This is a genomic window from Sediminibacterium sp. FW305-C-269, from assembly GCF_058231045.1.
In genome coordinates, this window is the sequence record NZ_JBIQXQ010000001.1 from 1,054,227 (window position 1) to 1,072,778 (window position 18,552).

The 18,552-nt window shown below is 48.7% G+C and carries 15 protein-coding genes and 1 pseudogene; 10 read left to right on the forward strand and 6 right to left on the reverse strand.

The features are described 5' to 3' along the window. Positions 1-94 precede the first annotated feature (94 nt). Together ACH3Y6_RS04540 and ACH3Y6_RS04545 are read left to right on the forward strand one after the other, a co-directional pair. Positions 95-2,113 carry a copper-translocating P-type ATPase gene (locus ACH3Y6_RS04540; protein ID WP_490834395.1) on the forward strand — a complete coding sequence of 673 codons (2,019 nt, stop codon included), beginning with the start codon at positions 95-97 and terminating at the stop codon, positions 2,111-2,113. A 70-nt stretch (positions 2,114-2,183) separates the two neighbouring features. Next, positions 2,184-2,768, forward strand: coding sequence for an ester cyclase (locus tag ACH3Y6_RS04545; RefSeq protein ID WP_490834396.1), 585 nt, complete (start codon positions 2,184-2,186; stop codon positions 2,766-2,768). A 651-nt stretch (positions 2,769-3,419) separates the two neighbouring features. Here the strand turns inward: ACH3Y6_RS04545 and mgtA are convergent. From mgtA to ACH3Y6_RS04575, 6 genes are all read right to left on the reverse strand, one after another. Continuing rightward, positions 3,420-5,939 (reverse strand): magnesium-translocating P-type ATPase, encoded by a 2,520-nt coding sequence (gene mgtA / locus ACH3Y6_RS04550; protein ID WP_490834397.1) that lies wholly within the window; start codon positions 5,937-5,939, stop codon positions 3,420-3,422. A 709-nt stretch (positions 5,940-6,648) separates the two neighbouring features. Beyond that, on the reverse strand, positions 6,649-7,326 hold the full coding sequence (locus tag ACH3Y6_RS04555) for a GNAT family N-acetyltransferase (protein WP_490834398.1): 678 nt from the start codon (positions 7,324-7,326) through the stop codon (positions 6,649-6,651). A gap of 192 nt (positions 7,327-7,518) precedes the next feature. Then, on the reverse strand, positions 7,519-8,022 hold the full coding sequence (locus ACH3Y6_RS04560; protein ID WP_490834399.1) for a hydrogenase maturation protease: 504 nt from the start codon (positions 8,020-8,022) through the stop codon (positions 7,519-7,521). Continuing rightward, positions 8,019-8,747 (reverse strand): Ni/Fe-hydrogenase, b-type cytochrome subunit, encoded by a 729-nt coding sequence (gene cybH / locus ACH3Y6_RS04565; RefSeq protein ID WP_490834400.1) that lies wholly within the window; start codon positions 8,745-8,747, stop codon positions 8,019-8,021. The genes ACH3Y6_RS04560 and cybH overlap by 4 nt, the downstream gene beginning before the upstream one ends. Before the next feature lie 133 nt (positions 8,748-8,880). Further along, positions 8,881-10,605 carry a nickel-dependent hydrogenase large subunit gene (locus ACH3Y6_RS04570; RefSeq protein ID WP_490834401.1) on the reverse strand — a complete coding sequence of 575 codons (1,725 nt, stop codon included), beginning with the start codon at positions 10,603-10,605 and terminating at the stop codon, positions 8,881-8,883. Positions 10,606-10,628: 23 nt separating this feature from the next. Then, positions 10,629-11,759 carry a hydrogenase small subunit gene (locus ACH3Y6_RS04575; protein WP_490834402.1) on the reverse strand — a complete coding sequence of 377 codons (1,131 nt, stop codon included), beginning with the start codon at positions 11,757-11,759 and terminating at the stop codon, positions 10,629-10,631. Between the two features lie 148 nt (positions 11,760-11,907). Between ACH3Y6_RS04575 and ACH3Y6_RS04580 the strand changes: the two genes are divergently transcribed. From ACH3Y6_RS04580 to hypE, 8 genes and pseudogenes are all read left to right on the forward strand, one after another. Beyond that, positions 11,908-12,105, forward strand: a complete 198-nt coding sequence (locus tag ACH3Y6_RS04580) for a hypothetical protein (protein ID WP_490834403.1) — start codon at positions 11,908-11,910, stop codon at positions 12,103-12,105. A 17-nt stretch (positions 12,106-12,122) separates the two neighbouring features. Then, positions 12,123-12,467, forward strand: a complete 345-nt coding sequence (gene hypA / locus ACH3Y6_RS04585; RefSeq protein WP_490834404.1) for a hydrogenase maturation nickel metallochaperone HypA — start codon at positions 12,123-12,125, stop codon at positions 12,465-12,467. Positions 12,468-12,486: 19 nt separating this feature from the next. Continuing rightward, positions 12,487-13,224, forward strand: coding sequence for a hydrogenase nickel incorporation protein HypB (gene hypB, locus ACH3Y6_RS04590; RefSeq protein ID WP_490834405.1), 738 nt, complete (start codon positions 12,487-12,489; stop codon positions 13,222-13,224). A gap of 13 nt (positions 13,225-13,237) precedes the next feature. Further along, a complete protein-coding gene (hypF, locus tag ACH3Y6_RS04595; protein WP_490834406.1) occupies positions 13,238-15,583 on the forward strand; it encodes a carbamoyltransferase HypF in 2,346 nt (781 codons plus the stop codon). 21 nt (positions 15,584-15,604) lie between these two features. Next, the gene (locus ACH3Y6_RS04600; protein WP_490834407.1) at positions 15,605-15,859 is read left to right on the forward strand and encodes a HypC/HybG/HupF family hydrogenase formation chaperone; all 255 of its coding nucleotides are present in this window, start codon (positions 15,605-15,607) and stop codon (positions 15,857-15,859) included. 239 nt (positions 15,860-16,098) lie between these two features. After that, positions 16,099-16,317, forward strand: a pseudogene (locus tag ACH3Y6_RS04605) (four helix bundle protein); the annotation flags it as partial. A 51-nt stretch (positions 16,318-16,368) separates the two neighbouring features. Continuing rightward, positions 16,369-17,484 carry a hydrogenase formation protein HypD gene (gene hypD, locus ACH3Y6_RS04610; RefSeq protein WP_490834408.1) on the forward strand — a complete coding sequence of 372 codons (1,116 nt, stop codon included), beginning with the start codon at positions 16,369-16,371 and terminating at the stop codon, positions 17,482-17,484. Between the two features lie 11 nt (positions 17,485-17,495). Next, a complete protein-coding gene (gene hypE / locus ACH3Y6_RS04615; protein WP_490834409.1) occupies positions 17,496-18,551 on the forward strand; it encodes a hydrogenase expression/formation protein HypE in 1,056 nt (351 codons plus the stop codon). Position 18,552: the final 1 nt, after the last annotated feature.

The window sequence follows — 18,552 nt, forward strand, 5'->3', positions numbered from 1 at the left end:
GCAGCTGAAAGTGTTGTGGTGAATTTGGTTGCATAAATTTTGGTTTGTGATAGTACACCGATCTGAACCTGTGCCATTCCTATAAAAATAATATATGGAACACCATCATCATGAACAGCAACATGCCGCAACCAGTCATGATCATACAGGTCATCACCCGGGCGGGCACGACAAACATGCGGGTCATCACGCAGTTGATTTCTGGAAGCGTTTTTGGGTGTGTTTGATCATCTCGGTTCCTGTATTGCTCCTATCGCACATGATTCAGACATGGCTGGGATTTGAGCTAGTCTTTCCCGGCGACAAATATGTGCTGGCCCTCCTGTCTGCTTTCATTTTCTTCTATGGAGGATATCCATTCCTGAAAGGTTTGTATGATGAGGTGAAAGACGGCAACATAGGCATGATGACCCTGATCGGAGTTGCCATTACAGTAGCATGGGGATATAGTGTAGCCATTACATTAGGACTGCCTGGTATGGATTTTTATTGGGAAATGGCCACCCTGATTGATATCATGCTGATAGGGCACTATTTTGAGATGCGATCGGTGATGGGCGCTTCCCGTTCGCTTGAATTGCTGGTGAAAATGATGCCGGCAACAGCACATCATCTGAAGGATGGTCATATACACGATATGCCTGTGGCAGATATCAGGATCGGCGATCAGGTATTGGTAAAGCCGGGAGAAAAGATCCCGGTAGATGGTGTTGTGCTGGAAGGAGAAAGTTACCTGGATGAAAGCATGCTTACCGGTGAAAGTAAACCTGTAAAAAAAGAAAAAGACAGTAAAGTGATCGGCGGTTCCGTGAATGGCAGCGGTTCATTGACCGTTCAGGTGACAAGTACCGGCAAAGACGGCTATCTCAATAAGATCGTTAAACTGGTAGAAGACGCTCAAAAAGTAAAATCCACTACACAGAATTTTGCCGACCGGGCAGCAAAAGTCCTCACATTTGTCGCGCTGGGAGGTGGTATCATTACCCTGCTGGTATGGTTACTGTTAGGTTTTCCATTTGTGTTCGCATTAGAACGAATGGTTTCGGTAATGGTCATATCATGTCCACATGCATTGGGACTTGCCGTTCCCCTGGTGGTAGCTATTTCTACTACCGTAGCGGCACAGAAAGGGTTGTTGTTGCGCAACAGGACCGCTTTTGAAAATGCCCGCCTGATTACTACCATCATCTTCGATAAAACGGGAACCCTTACACGCGGATCACATGAGTTGCAGGAAACAGTGGTCGTAAATAAACAGTTTACGGAAAAAGAACTAATGCGCCTGGCAGCAGGTGTTGAACAGTATTCAGAGCACTACATTGCTAATGGCTTGATCAGGAAAGTGAAAGAAGCGGGCATCAATATCCCGAAACCGGAAAAGTTCAACTATCTCCCGGGAAAAGGTATAGAGGGAGTTGTGGAGGGAAAGGAGATAAAAGTAGTAGGGCCCAACTACTTACAAGAAAAGAATCTCGCAGTTATTGAAGAAGCGACCATATCGGATAGCACGGTTGTGTATGTGTTGATCGATAACGCGGTTGCCGGGTATTTTTCTTTCGCAGATAGTATCCGGGAAGAATCATTTGAGGCAATTGCCATCCTGAAAGAAGCAGGAATAAAAAATCTATTGCTTACCGGTGATAATGAAAGGGTAGCCAGAAAAGTAAGCGAGGAATTAAAAATGGATGGTTACCTGGCCAACGTACTGCCACATGATAAACTGAAAAAAGTAAAAGAGCTGCAGAACAAAGGAGAATTTGTAGCTATGACCGGTGATGGCGTAAATGATGCCCCGGCATTGGCACAGGCCGATGTAGGCATCGCTGTAGGATCGGGAACGGATGTGGCTGCAGAAACTGCAGATATCATACTTGTCAATTCAAACCCGAAAGACATAGCCAGTTTATTACTGTTCGGAAGAGCGACCTATCAAAAAATGATCCAGAACCTTTGGTGGGCAGCAGGCTATAATATCATAGCAATACCGCTGGCTGCAGGTGTTTTATACAAATGGCATATTATGCTTAGTCCGGCTATCGGCGCTGTGTTAATGAGTATGAGCACGATCGTAGTGGCCATTAATGCGCAACTGCTGAAAAGCCAATTGAGATGAAAAGTGAAAGGACGGCCGCACTATAATACATTCCTGGTTTTTCTTAATTAATCATAATAAAAAATCCAAAATGAAAAAATCAATTACCACCGTAAAAACGGCAGCGCTGCTATTGATAATGGCAGCCATTGTAGCGGTAAGCAGTTGCGGGAACGCTTCCAACCTGCAGGCAAAGGTTGACTCTCTGCAGAATGAACTGAAAAAATTCAGGGATGAAAAAGCGATGACCGAGATGAGACTTACCCGGTTCGATTCACTGGACTATGTATTTTACAGCAACCAGGACTGGAAAAATTTCAATATCAGTCACGCCGACAATATCAAAGTAATTTACCCGGATGGATCAACAACCGTAGGATTGGCGCCGCAACACATTGATATGTTGACACCCATGTTTGTTTTTGCGCCCGACACAAAAATTAAAAATCACCCCGTTCGTTTTGGTAATGGTGACTGGACCTGTGTCATTGGTGAAATGGAAGGAACCTTTTCACGGCCTATGCCAATAGGTAACGGCAAAACGATTCCGCCCACTAATAAGAAATTCAAACTTGCCATGTCTACCATCGGCCATTGGAAAGATGGTAAAATGATCGAGGAGTACCTGTTCTGGGATAACCAGTCGTTCATGAAACAGATCGGATTGGCTAAATAATGCAGCAAATCGGGAATCGTGAGTGGTAAGTAGTGAGTAAGGCAGAAAACCTTCCCGCAGGGTCTCTCGAAGAGGGCCCTGCGGGTTACGGGTTACGGAGTACGCTTGTAATCAGGAACCTACCTTCCCCGTAGGGTCTCTCGAAGAGGACCCTACGGTTTACAGAGTACACAGTACGTTTGATAATCAGGGCCCTACTGACTAATCCTGGTATAGGATCCATAGCCGTTCGGAAAGCTAAGGTCTCTTTTGTCGCGCCCTTTCGGGTGTGGCAAAGCAATTCTATAGAAGTTTTATCTCCCTACAGTGGTCAGGCGCCAACAAGGGAGCGCCTGTTATAGTTAACTTATAGCGAACTTATAGCTAACTTATAGCTAAGTTATAGTTAAGTATATCCAGTCCCTATCCGGGGATACTTCGGTAGTACTCCGGTTCTGACCGGGAGGTGATCCGGCTGCTATCCAGTCCCTATTCTACTGCTATTCAGGGAGAAGCCTGTCGGCAATGCCTGATCTGTTCACCGCTGCGCTGAAGAGAGCGGGAAGTTGGGCGGTGAACCATGTCCGAAGGGTCTCTGCTGACGAAATACCCGATTTTCTGAAACGGGTAAGTGATATCCTGCATTTCAGCCAACGGTTGAGGGCCTTGTATTCAGGCGTTGCGATATTTTTTAAAGAACCAGACTTTCAATAGGTCTGCTGTTATGACATAAGCAGCAACGATTAGTAACATCACACCGAGATTCAGTATTGGCAAGGGTATTAAACCGATGTTACCCGCAAAAGGCAAATATGGAAGCCCCAGTGTGATCGCTAAACCTGCAACACTCAAAATGAAAAGATATTTTCCGGGTTTGCTTTTGAAGAAGTTCTTGTGTGTTCGAATGATAAACAGGATAAATAACTCTGTCAGGATTGATTCAATGAACCAGCCTGTTTGAAATGCAGATTCTTTTACTTTCAAAACGTATAAAAGTATCACGAAGGTTATTATATCAAACAAAGAACTATGTATCCCAAATATTACCATGTAATTGCGGATGAATGTCAGGTTCCATTTCCCCGGCCTGGCTAATTGCTCTTTATCAACATTGTCAGAGGCAACTGTGAGATATGGGAAGTCGGTTATGAAATTTGTCAATAATATTTGTTTGGGTAACATGGGTAAAAATGGAAGAAGCAATGAGGCAATGGCCACGCTGAACATATTCCCAAATGTTGAACCTGTATTGATAAAAATATATTTTAAGGTATTCGCAAAGGTTTTCCTTCCTTCTTTAATGCCATCTACTATTACCATCAGATCCTTTTCTATGAGTACAAAATCGGCGGCTTCCCTGGCTACATCTACCGCATTCTCAACGGATATGCCTACATCGGCTGCATTTATGGCTGATACGTCGTTAATTCCATCTCCTATATAGGCAACGCTATACGTCTTTTTAAGGGCCAGTATGATGCTTTCTTTCTGTTGTGGCTCTACCTCTGCAAAGAGATGGATCTTTTTAACAAGCTGCTTCAATGCTTCAGGACTGGTGGAAAAAAGTTGTTTTCCCGTCATGATCACAGGATTTTTTATGCCAATGTTCAAGGCGATGGATCTGGCCACATTGACATTATCCCCGGTGATGATCTTTAAACCAACCTTCAGTTTACTCAATTCGTCAATGGTTGCAATGATGTCTGATTTTATGGGGTCGTTCATTAGGATAAATCCCGCAAAGATCATGTCTGTTTCAAGGTCTTTAGAAATAGTATGGGCAACAATGGGTTTGTAACAAATGGCAACGGCCCGTAAACCATCGGTTCCATAGTTCACAAACATATTTTCAAGTACTTGTTTGTGAGTGGCTATATCTTCCACAGTCCCGTTGCCTGTTCTCCATTTAGAGCAGATGCTGATGATCTGGGGAAATGCGCCTTTGCTGATGAACAGGGTTTCTTTTTCAGTGCCTACTGCAATGCTCAGTCTTTTTCTGATAAAATCATAGGGTACTTCACCGATCTTTTCTGCAGATATATTGGTGTCAAGCTTTAATTGTCTTAAAGCGTCATCGATAGGGTTTGAATATCCTGACTCAAGAGAAGCGTTCCAGAAAGCCAGTTGTTGTACAAATTCACTTTCCTGTCCAGAGCCGTCTACAATGCTTGTTACTATGATACTTCCTTCTGTGATCGTGCCTGTTTTGTCTGTGCACAGCAGGTTCACTTCTCCAAGATTCTGAATGGAATTCAGTTTCTTTACGATCACTTTTTTCTCCAATAACCTCTTTGCCCCGGCACTCATGGCAATGGTTGTAATGGCAGGTAACAGTTCAGGTGCCATCCCTACGGCTAAGGCCAATGCAAATAATGCGGATTCAATGATGCCTTTGTGATTCAGGAGGTTTACTACAAGAATGAATATCGCCAGAACCAATGTGATCTTCATCAGGAAAAAACCAAAATTCCTGATGCCCTTCTCAAAACTGGTCTCAATGGTCTGTGAAGCACTTTTTGAGATACTGCCGAATATGGTTGCTTCACCTGTTTCAATGACCAGCGCTTTGGCATTTCCACTTACAATATTCGTTCCCTCCCAGAGGCAATTTGTCCGACTGGCAAGTTCCGTTTGCTCATCCAATATGCCGACTTCTTTTCTGACCGGGAAAGATTCTCCTGTTAAACTGGCCTCATTGACGTACAGTTCATCAGATTCAATTAAAAGGCAGTCTGCAGGCAACATAGCACCCGCATTCAAAATGATCACGTCGCCTTTTACAATTTGAGATGATGCGATCTCCTGTTGTTGCGCATCACGCAGAACGGTTGATCTTAAAGAGATCATGGATTGAAGTTTCTCTACCACTTTCCCTGCATTCCTTTCCTGGAAAAAACTGAGCAGACCTGTTGATAAAACGATGAAAAGGATGATCAATACGTCTGACACATCCCCCAGGAATCCCGAAATGATAACTGCCCCGATCAGGAGCAGCATGAGCGGGCTTTTAAATTGGCCGATGAAAAGTAAAAACTCTTTTTTTACAACGGATCTGTTTTTAGGATGAAGCCCCTGCTCAAGTAAGATCTTGTCTGCAGCTGCCTGGGACAGTCCTTTCTCAGCACTGTTCAATTGTTGAAACCAATGCCTCGTGTCAAATTGCCAAAACCTATTTTCGTTCATTGTTTGCATAAGGACTTTTTGCGTGCAATTTGTGAGCCACCCTGATGTTTACAACTTGTTTGAATGCGTCACTCGGTTTGTCTTTACACTTGCTGCTAATGTTTGGGTTTTGCGAAAGACGGGGAGATGTTCCTTCTGCTGGCCTTGCCTACGGGCAGGCAGGTTGGCCATCACGCCATAGCGTGACCTCGATTAGCTAAAGCCAAATTACAGAAGCCTGGTCAGAAATACAACAGCCGATGGACCAAATACTGCATTTATCTTTATTCTGCAAAGAGCCTCCGGGCGGTGAGTGGTGAGTGGTGAGTCGTGAATCGTGAGTTGGGAGTGGTGAGTTGGCAGATAACCTTCTCCGCAGGGTCTCTCGAAGAGGACCCTGCGGTCTACGGAGCACGCTGCACAGATGTTAAACAGGAACCTCTTTAACCGGATGTGCAACTGCTACTGATCTACAAAACCTGACGCCGATGTTGGTCGCCTGACAACTACTGTTTTGTTCTCCGCAGGGTCACTCGAAGAGGACCCTACGGAGAAGAGAGCACTTATCACGCATGTTAAATAGGAACCTCTTTAACCGGGTGTACAACTCCCCCTGATCTGTAACTCTCTGCGAAACCTCTACTTCTCCCCGCCTCTGCGGTGAATTGAATTGTGAACTTTTTTCACCGCGGAGCCGCAGAGCGCGCGGAATTACGCGGAGGAATTTTTCCGGTAAAGGTTATCTTCTTTTGAACACGCCAAAATACATATCAGACCGGTGCGCAAAACCCAGTCGTTCATACATCTTGATGGCGCGCTGGTTATCCCATTTTACATGGAGGAAAGGGATATTGCCTTTGTTGATGATCTGTTGGGCGATCAGCGATACCAATAGTGCGCCATACCCCTTGCCTTCATAATCCGGATGGGTGCATACGGCACTGATCTCTGTGTACCCGTTCAGGTGCAGTCGTTCGCCTGCCATGGCCACCAGCTGTTCACCGTCGAAAACACCATGATAGTTACCAAAGTCAATGGTATGTTCCAGGAAGGGACCGGGTTTGGTGAGCGCGGTCAGCTCCAGCATGGCCGGTACATGTGAAATGCTAAGCGGCATCGTTTCAATGGCGCCATTGTGATAGGGTGTGAAATCCGTACAGGTCATCTGGTGTAGCGTGGTGGAGAACTTGAGTTCCCAGGCAGCGATCAGTTCAACGGGGTCTTTGATCATGACCGACCAGGAACGGTCGGCGGGTAAACGTTCGAACAGGGTTTGCTGTAATGCAGCGGTCCAATTGGGCAAAGCGGCAAACGGTGATACATCTGCGGGGAAATACCCGGCCACTTCATCGCCCAGGTTAAAGCGGCTGTCGACACTGTTCAGTGCCTGCCACACGGGGTTATCTAATACTTGCAAGGGATAAGGGTGTATTGCTGAACTGCAAAAGTACAGAAACTAAGAAGCGGATGTGTGATCCAGGTAAAATGCCGGAGCCATCCTCTGCGAAACCTCCCTGTTCTCCCGTTCTCTGCGGTTGGGGAAAGTTCTATCCAACCGCAGAGAACGGGAGAACAAGAGAGCGCTGAGTTTGCGCAGAGGGGTTTGGCACTAGACTGCCAGGGCAGTAGGGAGTTGCAGTTTGGCTTCCAGTACTTCCATTGCCTTGTCGGCCACCAGCTGCAACAGTTGGGGCATGATGTCTTCCACGGCAGGTGTCAGTTCAATGCCTTGTTGCTGAATGGTTTCGATGCTTACGACGAAGAGGTAGATATGCGGCATTTTCTCCATCCATTGCAGGGCGCTCACCATATCGCGTAAGCCGATATCGTGGGTGCTCATGGCACGGGGAAAATCTTTGGCAAAACGGGGTTCTATCAAACGGATGGTACCGGGAGGGTTACCATCCAGGGTGGCATCGATCAGTATCACGGTATCATGGTCTTCAAAATACTGCAGGAGATAAAAGCCACCGGTACCTCCATCTACGATCTCGATACTTTCCGGCAGCTGCCTCTCCTGCAGCCTGAGTGCGGTGTGTACACCTACACCCTCATCCCCCATGAGGTAATTACCGATGCCCAGGATCAACAGGTTTGGATTGGGTGCTGTCATTGTTTAACCTTGTTTGGTGTATGGTGTTCCTCGTTCTGGAACACGTCTTCTTCAATGAATTTCCAGCCACCGCCCATACTGCTCATTTCTCCCCGTCCTTCCACATAGTCATGGTAAAATACCAGGTATACATGGATCACCGCAAAAAGAATGAAGAACCACATGGCCCAGTGATGTATCTGCCGGGTCATGATATCGCCGCCGAATAGAGCCGGTACCCAGCTGAATAACTTGGGCAGCCACCAGGTTCCCATGGAAGCATAGAGGCCAAACCCTGTTAAACACTGGATGAGGAAAGCCCAGAAAGTCAGGAAATAAATAAATCCAGCCATTGCATTATGTCCGATGCTGATATGCTCTTTACCACGCAACATCAGGATATCGATCTTGAATACGGTCCACATTTCCTTGATGAATTTCCGGGATGTGGGGATGAACTGGCGCCAGTTGGCGTATTTGTTCCCCACAAAACCCCAGTACAACCGGAACAGGAAATTGAAAAAGAAGATATAGGACGCGATAAAATGGATCAAACGCACCCAGCCCATGGTAAAACGCATGGCAGCTTCATCCTTACTTTGCAAAGCCAGCGGATCGGCAATGAAGAAACCGGTGACAATGAGGGCCAGGATGGCCAATGCGTTCAGCCAGTGATAATACCGTACGGGCAACTCCCATACATATACGCGGCGGAGCCGGTGAACATGCAGGTATTTTGTTTTCATATTGAATTACTTAATTGTTAGAAGCCAATGTGTATCGGTTCCCTCTGAGTAACCTCTGCCTCTCTCGCTCTCTGCGGTTGGTGTAAGCTCCATCCAACCGCAGAGAACAAGAGAACAGGGAGTTTTCGCAGAGTTATTCTCCCACCACGCTTACGCGGCTGATGGTAGTGCCTTCCTCATCGTACAGGTGAACACTGCAGGCCATACAGGGGTCGAAACTGTGTATGGTGCGCAGGATCTCCAGCGGTTGTTTCTCATCGTGTACCGGCGTATCGATCAGGGATGATTCATAGGCTGATAATCCGCCTTTGTTATCCCTTGGCGATGCATTCCAGGTGGTGGGCACCACCAGCTGGTAGTTGGCGATCTTCTGGTCCTCAATATTGATCCAGTGTGCCAGGGCACCACGAGGCGCTTCGGCATGTCCCACACCCACGGCCTGTTTGGGCCAGGTAGAAGGTTCAAACAGCGTGGTATCTGCCATACGCGTATCGCCGTTCTTGATGTTGGCGATCAGTTTATCGAAGAATTCCAGTCCCCACTGCGCTACCAGCACACTTTCCAGTCCGCGGGCAGCTGTTCTGCCCAAGGTGGAGAACAGGGCGGTGACCGGTACGTTCAGGTCTGTCAGCGCTTTGTCCACCACAGCTTTGTAATCTTCGCGTCCCCTTGCATAACCGATCAGCACACGGGCTAGTGGGCCCACTTCCATCGCATGGCCTTTCCAGCGGGGTGTTTTCAGGTAACTGTATTTCTGGGTGGTATCCAGGTGTTCGAACGGTGGTTTGGGTCCGGTATATTTCACTTTGCTTTCGCCCTTCCAGGGATGCAGGCCCATATCATCGCCACCTTTGTATTCGTACCAGGAGTGTTTTACAAATTCCTGTACCTCGTCGTCTTTGCGCAGGTCCACGTCCATCACTTTGCTGATATCCTTGTTCAGGATGGCGCCGGAAGGGAATTTGAAAGAAGCCGTATCGCGGTAACCGTTGGTGGGCAGGTCTCCATAGGCAAGGAAGTTACCCAGTCCGCCACCGATGGCGCCCCAGTCTTTATAGAAAGAAGCGATGGCCATCAGGTCGGGGATGTATACCTGCTCAATGAATTCTTTACCATCTTTCATCAGCTGTTCCACATAGGCCAGCCTTTCTGCGTTGATGCCGCTCACATCGTCAATACCGATGGCGCAGGCCATACCGCCCACCAGGTAGTTGGGGTGCGGGTTCTTACCGCCGAATATGGCGTGCACTTTTACGATCTCCTTCTGCCATTCCAGCGCTTCCAGGTAGTGAGCCAGACCGATCAGGTTCACTTCGGCAGGCAGTTTGTACGCGGGGTGTCCCCAGTAACCATTGGCAAAAATGCCCAGCTGGCCACTGGCCACGAATTTTTTGATGCGCTCCTGTATGTCACTGAAATACCCTACAGAGCTTTTGGGCCATTTGGAGATGCTCTGAGCCAGCTCGGATGTTTTTTTCGGATCGGCTTTCAGTGCATTCACCACGTCAACCCAGTCCATCGCGTGCAGGTGATAAAAGTGAACCACGTGATCATGCATGTACTGTGCACAGAACATGATGTTACGCACCAGTTCCGCATTGGGCGGGATGGTAATGCCCAGGGCATCTTCTACACACCTTACCGAGGTAAGGGAGTGAACAGAAGTGCATACGCCGCATACCCGGCCTACAAAGGCCCAGGCGTCGCGCGGGTCACGGCCCTGCAGGATCTCTTCCAGCAAACGTACCATGGTACCACTGCTGTAGGCATCCTTGATCTTGCCGTTTTCAATATCTGCTTCTATACGCAGGTGACCTTCAATTCTGGTGATGGGGTCAACAACAATTCTTTTGCTCATATAACAAATTGTATTGTTAGTAATCAGGATTTGAGTGCTTGTTCATTCTGTTTGCCTTCTTCTTCTACTTCGCGGATCAGTTTTTTCTTGCGCACGTTGGTCATTACAGCATGTCCGGCCAGTGCGGCGGCGGTTACGCCCAGGGCCACTTTACCGAACGTGTCGGCATTGGCTTCAATACCGAAACCGGCAAAGGCAGAGCCGCGTTCATAGAGCCGGCCATTGTCCCAGAAGTTCTCTTCCGAACAGCCGATACAGCCGTGTCCGGACTGAATAGGGAAGCTGGTTCCGTTGTTCCATTTCATCACACCGCAGGCATTGTAGGTAGAAGGTCCTTTACAGCCCACTTTGTAGAGGCAGTAACCTTTTTTGGCGTTCTCGTCGTCGAAGCTTTCTACGTACAGACCGGCATCGTAGAATGGACGGCGGTAGCAGGTATCGTGTACCCTTTTGCTGTAGAAGGCTTTGGGCCGACCCAGGCGGTCCAGCTCAGGAATGCGGTCGAAAGTCACCAGGTGAACGATCACCCCGGCCATCACTTCGCCGATAGGAGGACAGCCTGGCACTTTGATCACGGGTTTGCCTTTCACCAGTTTATGGATTGGTGTGGCGTTGGTAGGATTGGGTTTGGCGCTCTGTACGCAGCCATTGCTGGCGCAGCTGCCCCAGGCAATGATGGCTTTGGCGTTCTCGGCGGCTTCCTCCAGGATCTGCAGCGAAGTCTTACCCCCGATCATACAGTAAACGCCGTCAGCACCGGTTGGTACACTTCCCTCTACACATAGAATATATTCGCCTTTGTATTTCTTCATGGTATTCTGCATCGCTTCCTCAGCCTGGAAACCGGAAGCGGCCATCAGGGTCTCGGTATAGTCGAGCGATATTTTGTCCAGCAGGATATCCGCCACAATGGGGTGCGATGAGCGGATAAAGCTCTCACTGCAACAGGTACATTCCTGAAAGTGCAGCCAGATGACCGGTACCCGGGGTTTGGTTTCTAAAGCTTTGGCTACCTGTCCGATAGCTGTATTCTCCAGGCCAATAAAGGCCGTCATCATGCTCACGAACTGCAGAAAATCGCGACGGCTGTAGCCTTTTCGCTGTACCTCTTCGTAGTAGGTGGGTTGTTGTGTGGGAATGATCTCGTTAGACATGTTGAATAGATTTAAGAGGATACAAAGTACTTTTCTACCCAACTTTTCGGAATGACGTTTATCATCGGCTGAAATGATTATTGTCATATTTCTCCGGAGAGGCATTTGCTATTTTGCAGGAAATACCAACACGTAAAAAAAAGATCATATGAAAAAAGTAATTGCTTCCCTGGCGGCCCTGACCCCCTTATTTGCGCTGGCCCATCCCGGTCATGGTGAAACAGAAGGGTATACCATCATCCACTATTTCACCGAGCCCCAGCACTTACTGGTATCACTGGGTGTAGTAGTACTGACGGGTGTTTTTATTGCCGTTGAAAAAAGGAAAAACAAAAAGAGTCTTTAATAAACCATTACTGACCCATGCACGAGTTATCCATAGTAATGAGTATCGTAGAACTGGCTTCTGAACAGGCATCCCGCCACGATGCTGCTGTGATAGAAGAGATAGAGCTGGATATCGGCTGTTTGAGTGGAATTGAAATGGACTCGTTCGATTTTGCATGGAAACAGGCTGTCAAAAGAACCCTGCTGGAGAATGCCCGTCGTACAGTGAACCGGATAGAAGGCAGGGCCCTGTGCCTTGACTGTAATACGGACTTTACGATGGAGCATTTGTACGATGGCTGTCCGAATTGCGGCAGTCATCTCAGCCAGATCAAGAGCGGAAAGGAACTGAAACTCCGCTCACTTGTACTACCCGATTAATCTCACAAAAACCTTAGTTATGTGTGCTACCTGTGGCTGCGGCCCCAATTCACATCACCATGATCATTCGCATGATCATACCCACGAGACCTCTCCCGGCAAAAAAGTAGTGGATGTTGAGCAGGATATTCTGCTGGAGAACAACCTGCTTGCCCAGCGCAACCGTGGTTTCTTTGAAGGAAGGAATATCCTCGCCATCAACCTTGTCAGCTCACCCGGCTCGGGCAAAACCAGCCTGCTGGAACGAACCCTTACCGATCTGAAAGGCGAACTCAGTTTTGCCGTGATCGAGGGTGACCAGCAAACGGCCAATGATGCGGACCGTATTCACGCCACCGGAACCAAAGTCACGCAGATCAATACCGGCAAAGGCTGCCACCTGGATGCCCATATGGTGTTACACGCCGTACAGGGTATGAAACTGCAGGCCGACTCTGTACTGTTCATCGAGAATGTAGGTAACCTGGTATGTCCCGCCATGTTCGACCTGGGCGAACAGGAAAGGGTGGTGGTGATCAGTGTGACCGAAGGGGAGGACAAACCCATCAAATACCCCGACATGTTCCATTCATCCACTTTGTGTGTGATCAATAAAACGGACCTGCTGCCTTATGTCAAGTTCAATGTGGAGAAAGCCAAGGAATACGCCCGTAAAGTGAATCCCAAACTGGAGATCATTGAACTGAGCTGTACCAGCGGCGAGGGAATGGACCAGTGGTATGAATGGCTGAAAACTAAAGTATTACAACCTGTATAACCCCGCACTACCGATGCCTGCGTATCATATACATATTACAGGAATGGTACAGGGCGTGGGTTTCAGGCCCTATGTACACAAACTGGCCGTACAGCAGCAGCTGAACGGAAGGGTGCATAATGGCTCCAACGGTGTACATATCTACTGCAGCGGCAGCCAGGAACAGGTGAGTGCTTTGTACGAAACCCTGCTGCAGCAGCCACCTCCGCTGGCCATCATCACCGGTTACCACATAGAACTCTATACAGGTGAAGTGGCTCCCGGGTTCTTCATTGATATGAGCACCGGTTCCGAGACCGTTGACATGCTCATCACCCCCGACATCGCCCTCTGCGATGATTGCCGCCGCGAACTGAACGATCCGGAGAACAGGCGGTACCGTTATCCCTTCACTACCTGTGTCAATTGTGGTCCCCGGTACTCCATCACAACAGCATTGCCTTACGACCGCAGGCATACCACCATGGCGCAACTGCCACTTTGCAACAGTTGCCAAAATGAATATGAAGCGGTGCAGGATCACAGGCATCACAGCCAGACCAATAGCTGCTCTGATTGCCGTATCACCATGCACCTGTACGATGCCTATCGCAAAGAGATACCCGCTACCGAACAGGAGCAACTGCAACAGGTGAACCGTTGGCTGCAACAGGGTAAGATCATTGCCGTAAAAAATACCGGTGGTTACCTCTTGTTATGTGATGCCACGAATGCAGGAACCATCTTACTGCTGCGCGAACGAAAACGCCGGCCGGCAAAACCGTTTGCCCTGTTATACGCCGACCTGGAAATGCTCAATGCAGATGTGACCCTGCGCGGCACAGAGATCACCGCATTGAAAGATAAAGCTGCCCCCATTGTCCTATGCAGGCTGAAACCTCACCCCGAGAACAGGATCGTGGCGGATCAGATAGCACCGGGTTTACAACGGGTGGGCGCCATGTTACCCTCGTCGCCCCTGCTGGAACTGATCGCGAAAGCCTTTGGTAAACCCCTGATCGCCACCAGCGCCAACCTGAGCGGTTCACCGATGATCTATGATGATGCTGAAGCCCTGCACTGGCTGCCGGCCATTGCAGATTTTATCCTCACATACGACAGGGAAATTGTAGCGCCGCAGGACGACAGCGTACTGCAGTTCAGCAGCCGCGGGCAAAGGATCCTCCTCCGCCGCAGCCGTGGACTGGCACCGAACTATTATCCGCTTCCATTCAGTGACCTGCCTGCCGATACGTTGGCCATGGGGGGTGAACTGAAAAGCGCTTTTGCGGTAGCACATGCCGGCCGGCTCTTCATCAGCCAGTTCCTGGGCGACCAGCAATCGGTGGAGTCGCAGGAAAGTTATGAGAAGTCGTTGCAGCAGGTAAGCAAGCTGCTCAACTTCACGCCGAAACATATTGTGGCCGATAAACATCCACGTTACCAGGTATCGCAACGTGGCAGAGATCTGGCCGCCATGGATGCCTGCTCTTTTACCGAAGTGCAACACCATGAAGCGCATTTTGCTGCGGTCATGGCCGAACACGACCTGTTTGCACAGAAACAACCCGTGCTGGGTATTACCTGGGATGGTACGGGTTATGGCAATGACGGACAGATATGGGGTGGTGAAGTGTTCCTGTATGACCAGGGTGAGATCAACCGCGTGGTACACCTGGATTATTTTCCCCAGCTGCTGGCCGATAAGATGAGCCATGAGCCCCGGCTGAGCGCCCTGAGCATATTGGGTCGTTCTGCCGTGGCCGAACACAGGCTGAAACACCTCTTCACCGAAAAAGAATGGGTGTATTACCAGCAGCTCCTGCAACAACCCACACGTATGCAGACCAGTAGCATGGGTCGTTTGATAGATGCAGTGGCCTGTCTGCTGGGCGTAGCATCCAAAACCAGTTATGAAGGTGAAGCAGCCATGAAACTGGAAGCACTGGCACAGAGCTGTACCTATCATTCATACGATTATTACAGTATGCCACTGACCGAAGGGGTATGGAACTGGCAGCAGCTGATACATGAACTGCTTGATGACTGGCAACACAAGGAACCCAATGAAATGATCGCCTGGAAATTCTTTTATTCACTGGCCAAAGCCATCGCATACCTGAGTTCTTATTACGATATCGACAAACTGGCTTTCAGTGGCGGGGTATTTCAGAACGCGTTGCTGGTAGACATGATCATGGACCTGTTGCAACACAAACGCAAACTCTATTTTCACAGGCAGGTGAGTCCGAACGATGAATGTATCAGCCTGGGCCAGCTGGCCTGGTATGCACATTTTGGCGACCGGCCCCACACATCCATGGAAGCGCAAAAAAAAAGATTTGAGAATATCATCGCACCGCTGATGCAGGTGCAATAAATAACCCTAAAAACAAACACCATGTGTTTAGCCATACCCGGAAAGATCATCGCCATCACCGAAGAACTGGATACCACTTTCCGTAAAGGAAAAGTTTCTTTCGGCGGTATACTCAAAGAGATCAATCTCTTCATGGTCCCCGAAGCCAGGATCGGAGATTATGTGCTGGTCCACGTAGGTGTGGCCATCAACCTGGTAGACGAAGAAGAAGCCCAAAAAACCTTCAGCTATCTGAAGCAGATGGGGGAGGTGGAGGAGATAGAGAATAATGAGTGAATGATAGAATGATAGGATGATAGAATGGGGTGATAGAAATATTTCTACTAACTAGGAGGAGTTGGTTTTGGTAGTTTAGTGGGAAAATATTTTTTATGACAGAGAAGTCATTGTTTATCGAGACATTCAAGAGGCGGACGAAACAAATGGCCATAAGCAGTATCAGGTTGGTTCAGATGCTGCCTAAAACGGAAGAGGCTGGTGTGATAGGTAAACAGTTGATATGAAGTTCTTCTTCAACGGCGTCTAATTACAGGGCTGCCTGCAGGGCAAGGTCTCAACAGGAGTTCTTTGCTAAAATGAGTATCGTAATAGAAGAGTGTGACGAAACATTATTCTGGCTTGAATTAATAGAGGAATCGCTGATCTATACAAAACCCGAATTAAAAACCTTACAAACTGAAGTGACCGAAATCCTGAGAGTAGTTTCCAAAGCGAGGAAAACACTCTCAAACTAACCACCAAACCAAACATTCTATCATTCTATCATCCTATCATTCTATCATTATATGAAATACCTCTCCGAATACCGAGATCCACAGCTTGTAAAAGATTATGTGGAAGAATTACATAACATCACCACCCGACCCTGGACATTGATGGAGATCTGTGGCGGGCAAACGCATAGCCTGGTGAAGAATGGCATACTGGATATGCTGCCGGAACAGATCACTATGGTGCATGGTCCGGGATGCCCGGTTTGTGTGACCAGTGTCAGCGTGATCGATGAAGCCATTTACCTGGCTGGTCAGCCCAATGTGATCCTTTGTTCGTTTGGTGATATGTTACGAGTGCCTGGCAGCCGGAAAAGTTTGCTGGAAGCAAAGGCTGAAGGTGCCGATGTACGCATTCTGTATTCGCCGCTGGAAGCGGTGGAGCTGGCCAAGAAGAACCCCGATAAGGAAGTGGTGTTCTTTGCGGTGGGTTTTGAAACTACGGCGCCGGCCAATGCGCTGAGTGTGGTGCATGCCGATAACCAGGGTATTAACAATTACAGCATACTGGCATCACATGTACTGGTGCCTCCGGCCATGGAAGCTATTCTGAGCGATGAGGAGAACCAGATCGATTCTTTCCTGGCAGCAGGGCATGTGTGCACCATTATGGGCATGGAAGAATACTACCCGGTGGCAGAAAAATACCAGATACCCATTGTGGTAACAGGTTTTGAACCGGTTGACCTGTTGCAGGGGATCCTGATGGCCGTAAGGCAACTGGAGAAAGGTGAATACAAAGTAGAGAACCAGTATGCCCGCAGCGTGCAGCGCGAGGGCAACCGCATGGCACAGGATACCATACAGAAAGTATTTGAAGTGAGCGACCGCACCTGGCGAGGCATTGGCTCCATCCCGCAGAGCGGTTATGAAGTGAATGAACGTTACCGCCAGTACAATTCGCGGATCAAATTCGCCATTGATATACCGCTGGCCGAAGAGAACAAAGAGTGTATCAGTGGCGATATCATGAAAGGTTTGAAGAAACCCCGCCAATGCCCGAACTTCGGCACCAAGTGCAAACCGGAGCATCCATTGGGGGCACCCATGGTCAGCAGTGAGGGCGCTTGTGCCGCGTATTATCAATATAGTTTATCCGGAACAGGAACCACAGAAGTAGTATCATCCTAAAAAAGAGCAACGTGTCAGATAAAAAACATTTCCAGTTACAATGCCCCATGCCCAAATTCGATTTTGATGTGATCACGATGGGTCACGGCAGCGGGGGGTTGCTTACCCACCGGTTGCTGCAAAGCGGGGTGTTTGATGTCCTGAAGAATGAGCTGCTCGACCAGCAGCATGATGGCGCCAGTTTTGAACTGGAGGGACGGACGGCATTCAGTACCGACAGTTATGTGATCTCTCCCATCTTTTTCCCGGGCGGCAATATCGGCGAACTGGCGGTGAATGGAACCGTGAATGACCTGGCCATGTGCGGTGCCGATGCTAAATATCTTTCACTGGCATTCATCATAGAAGAAGGCTTATCGATGGAAGCTTTCTGGAACGTACTGACCGGTGTAAAATATGCCGTGCAGAAAACCGGCGTCAAGATCGTTACAGGCGATACCAAAGTGGTGGAGAAAGGAAAGGGCGACCAGTTGTTCATCAATACATCGGGTGTGGGCGTGATACACCCCAAAGCACAGATCCACCATGACCATATTGAAGTGGGCGATAAGATCATCATCAGCGGTAACCTGGCGCAGCATGGCATTGCCATCATGAGCAAACGCCAGGGACTGGAGTTTGAGACAGATATCGTGAGCGATACCGCCAACCTGAACCATACCGTACGCGGATTACTGGATGTGATCGGCCCGGATATCAAATTCATGCGCGATCCTACCCGCGGAGGACTGGCTTCGGTACTGAATGAACTGGCCGAGATCCGCAAACTGGGTTTTGTGATCGAGCAGGATAAGTTGCCCATCGACGAACAGGTGGAAGGCGCATGCGAAATGCTGGGTCTTGACCCGCTGTATGTGGCCAATGAGGGGTCTTTTGTGGCCATCGTATCGCCACAACAGGCAGACCTCGCGGTTTCTTTGTTACACGCCGATCCCAATGGGGTGAATGCCCGTATCATTGGTGAAGTGACCCAGGAACATGCCGGCAAAGTGATGCTGAAGAGCCGTATCGGTGGACACCGGGTAGTGGGGTATCTTACCGGTGAGCAACTGCCGCGCATCTGTTAGG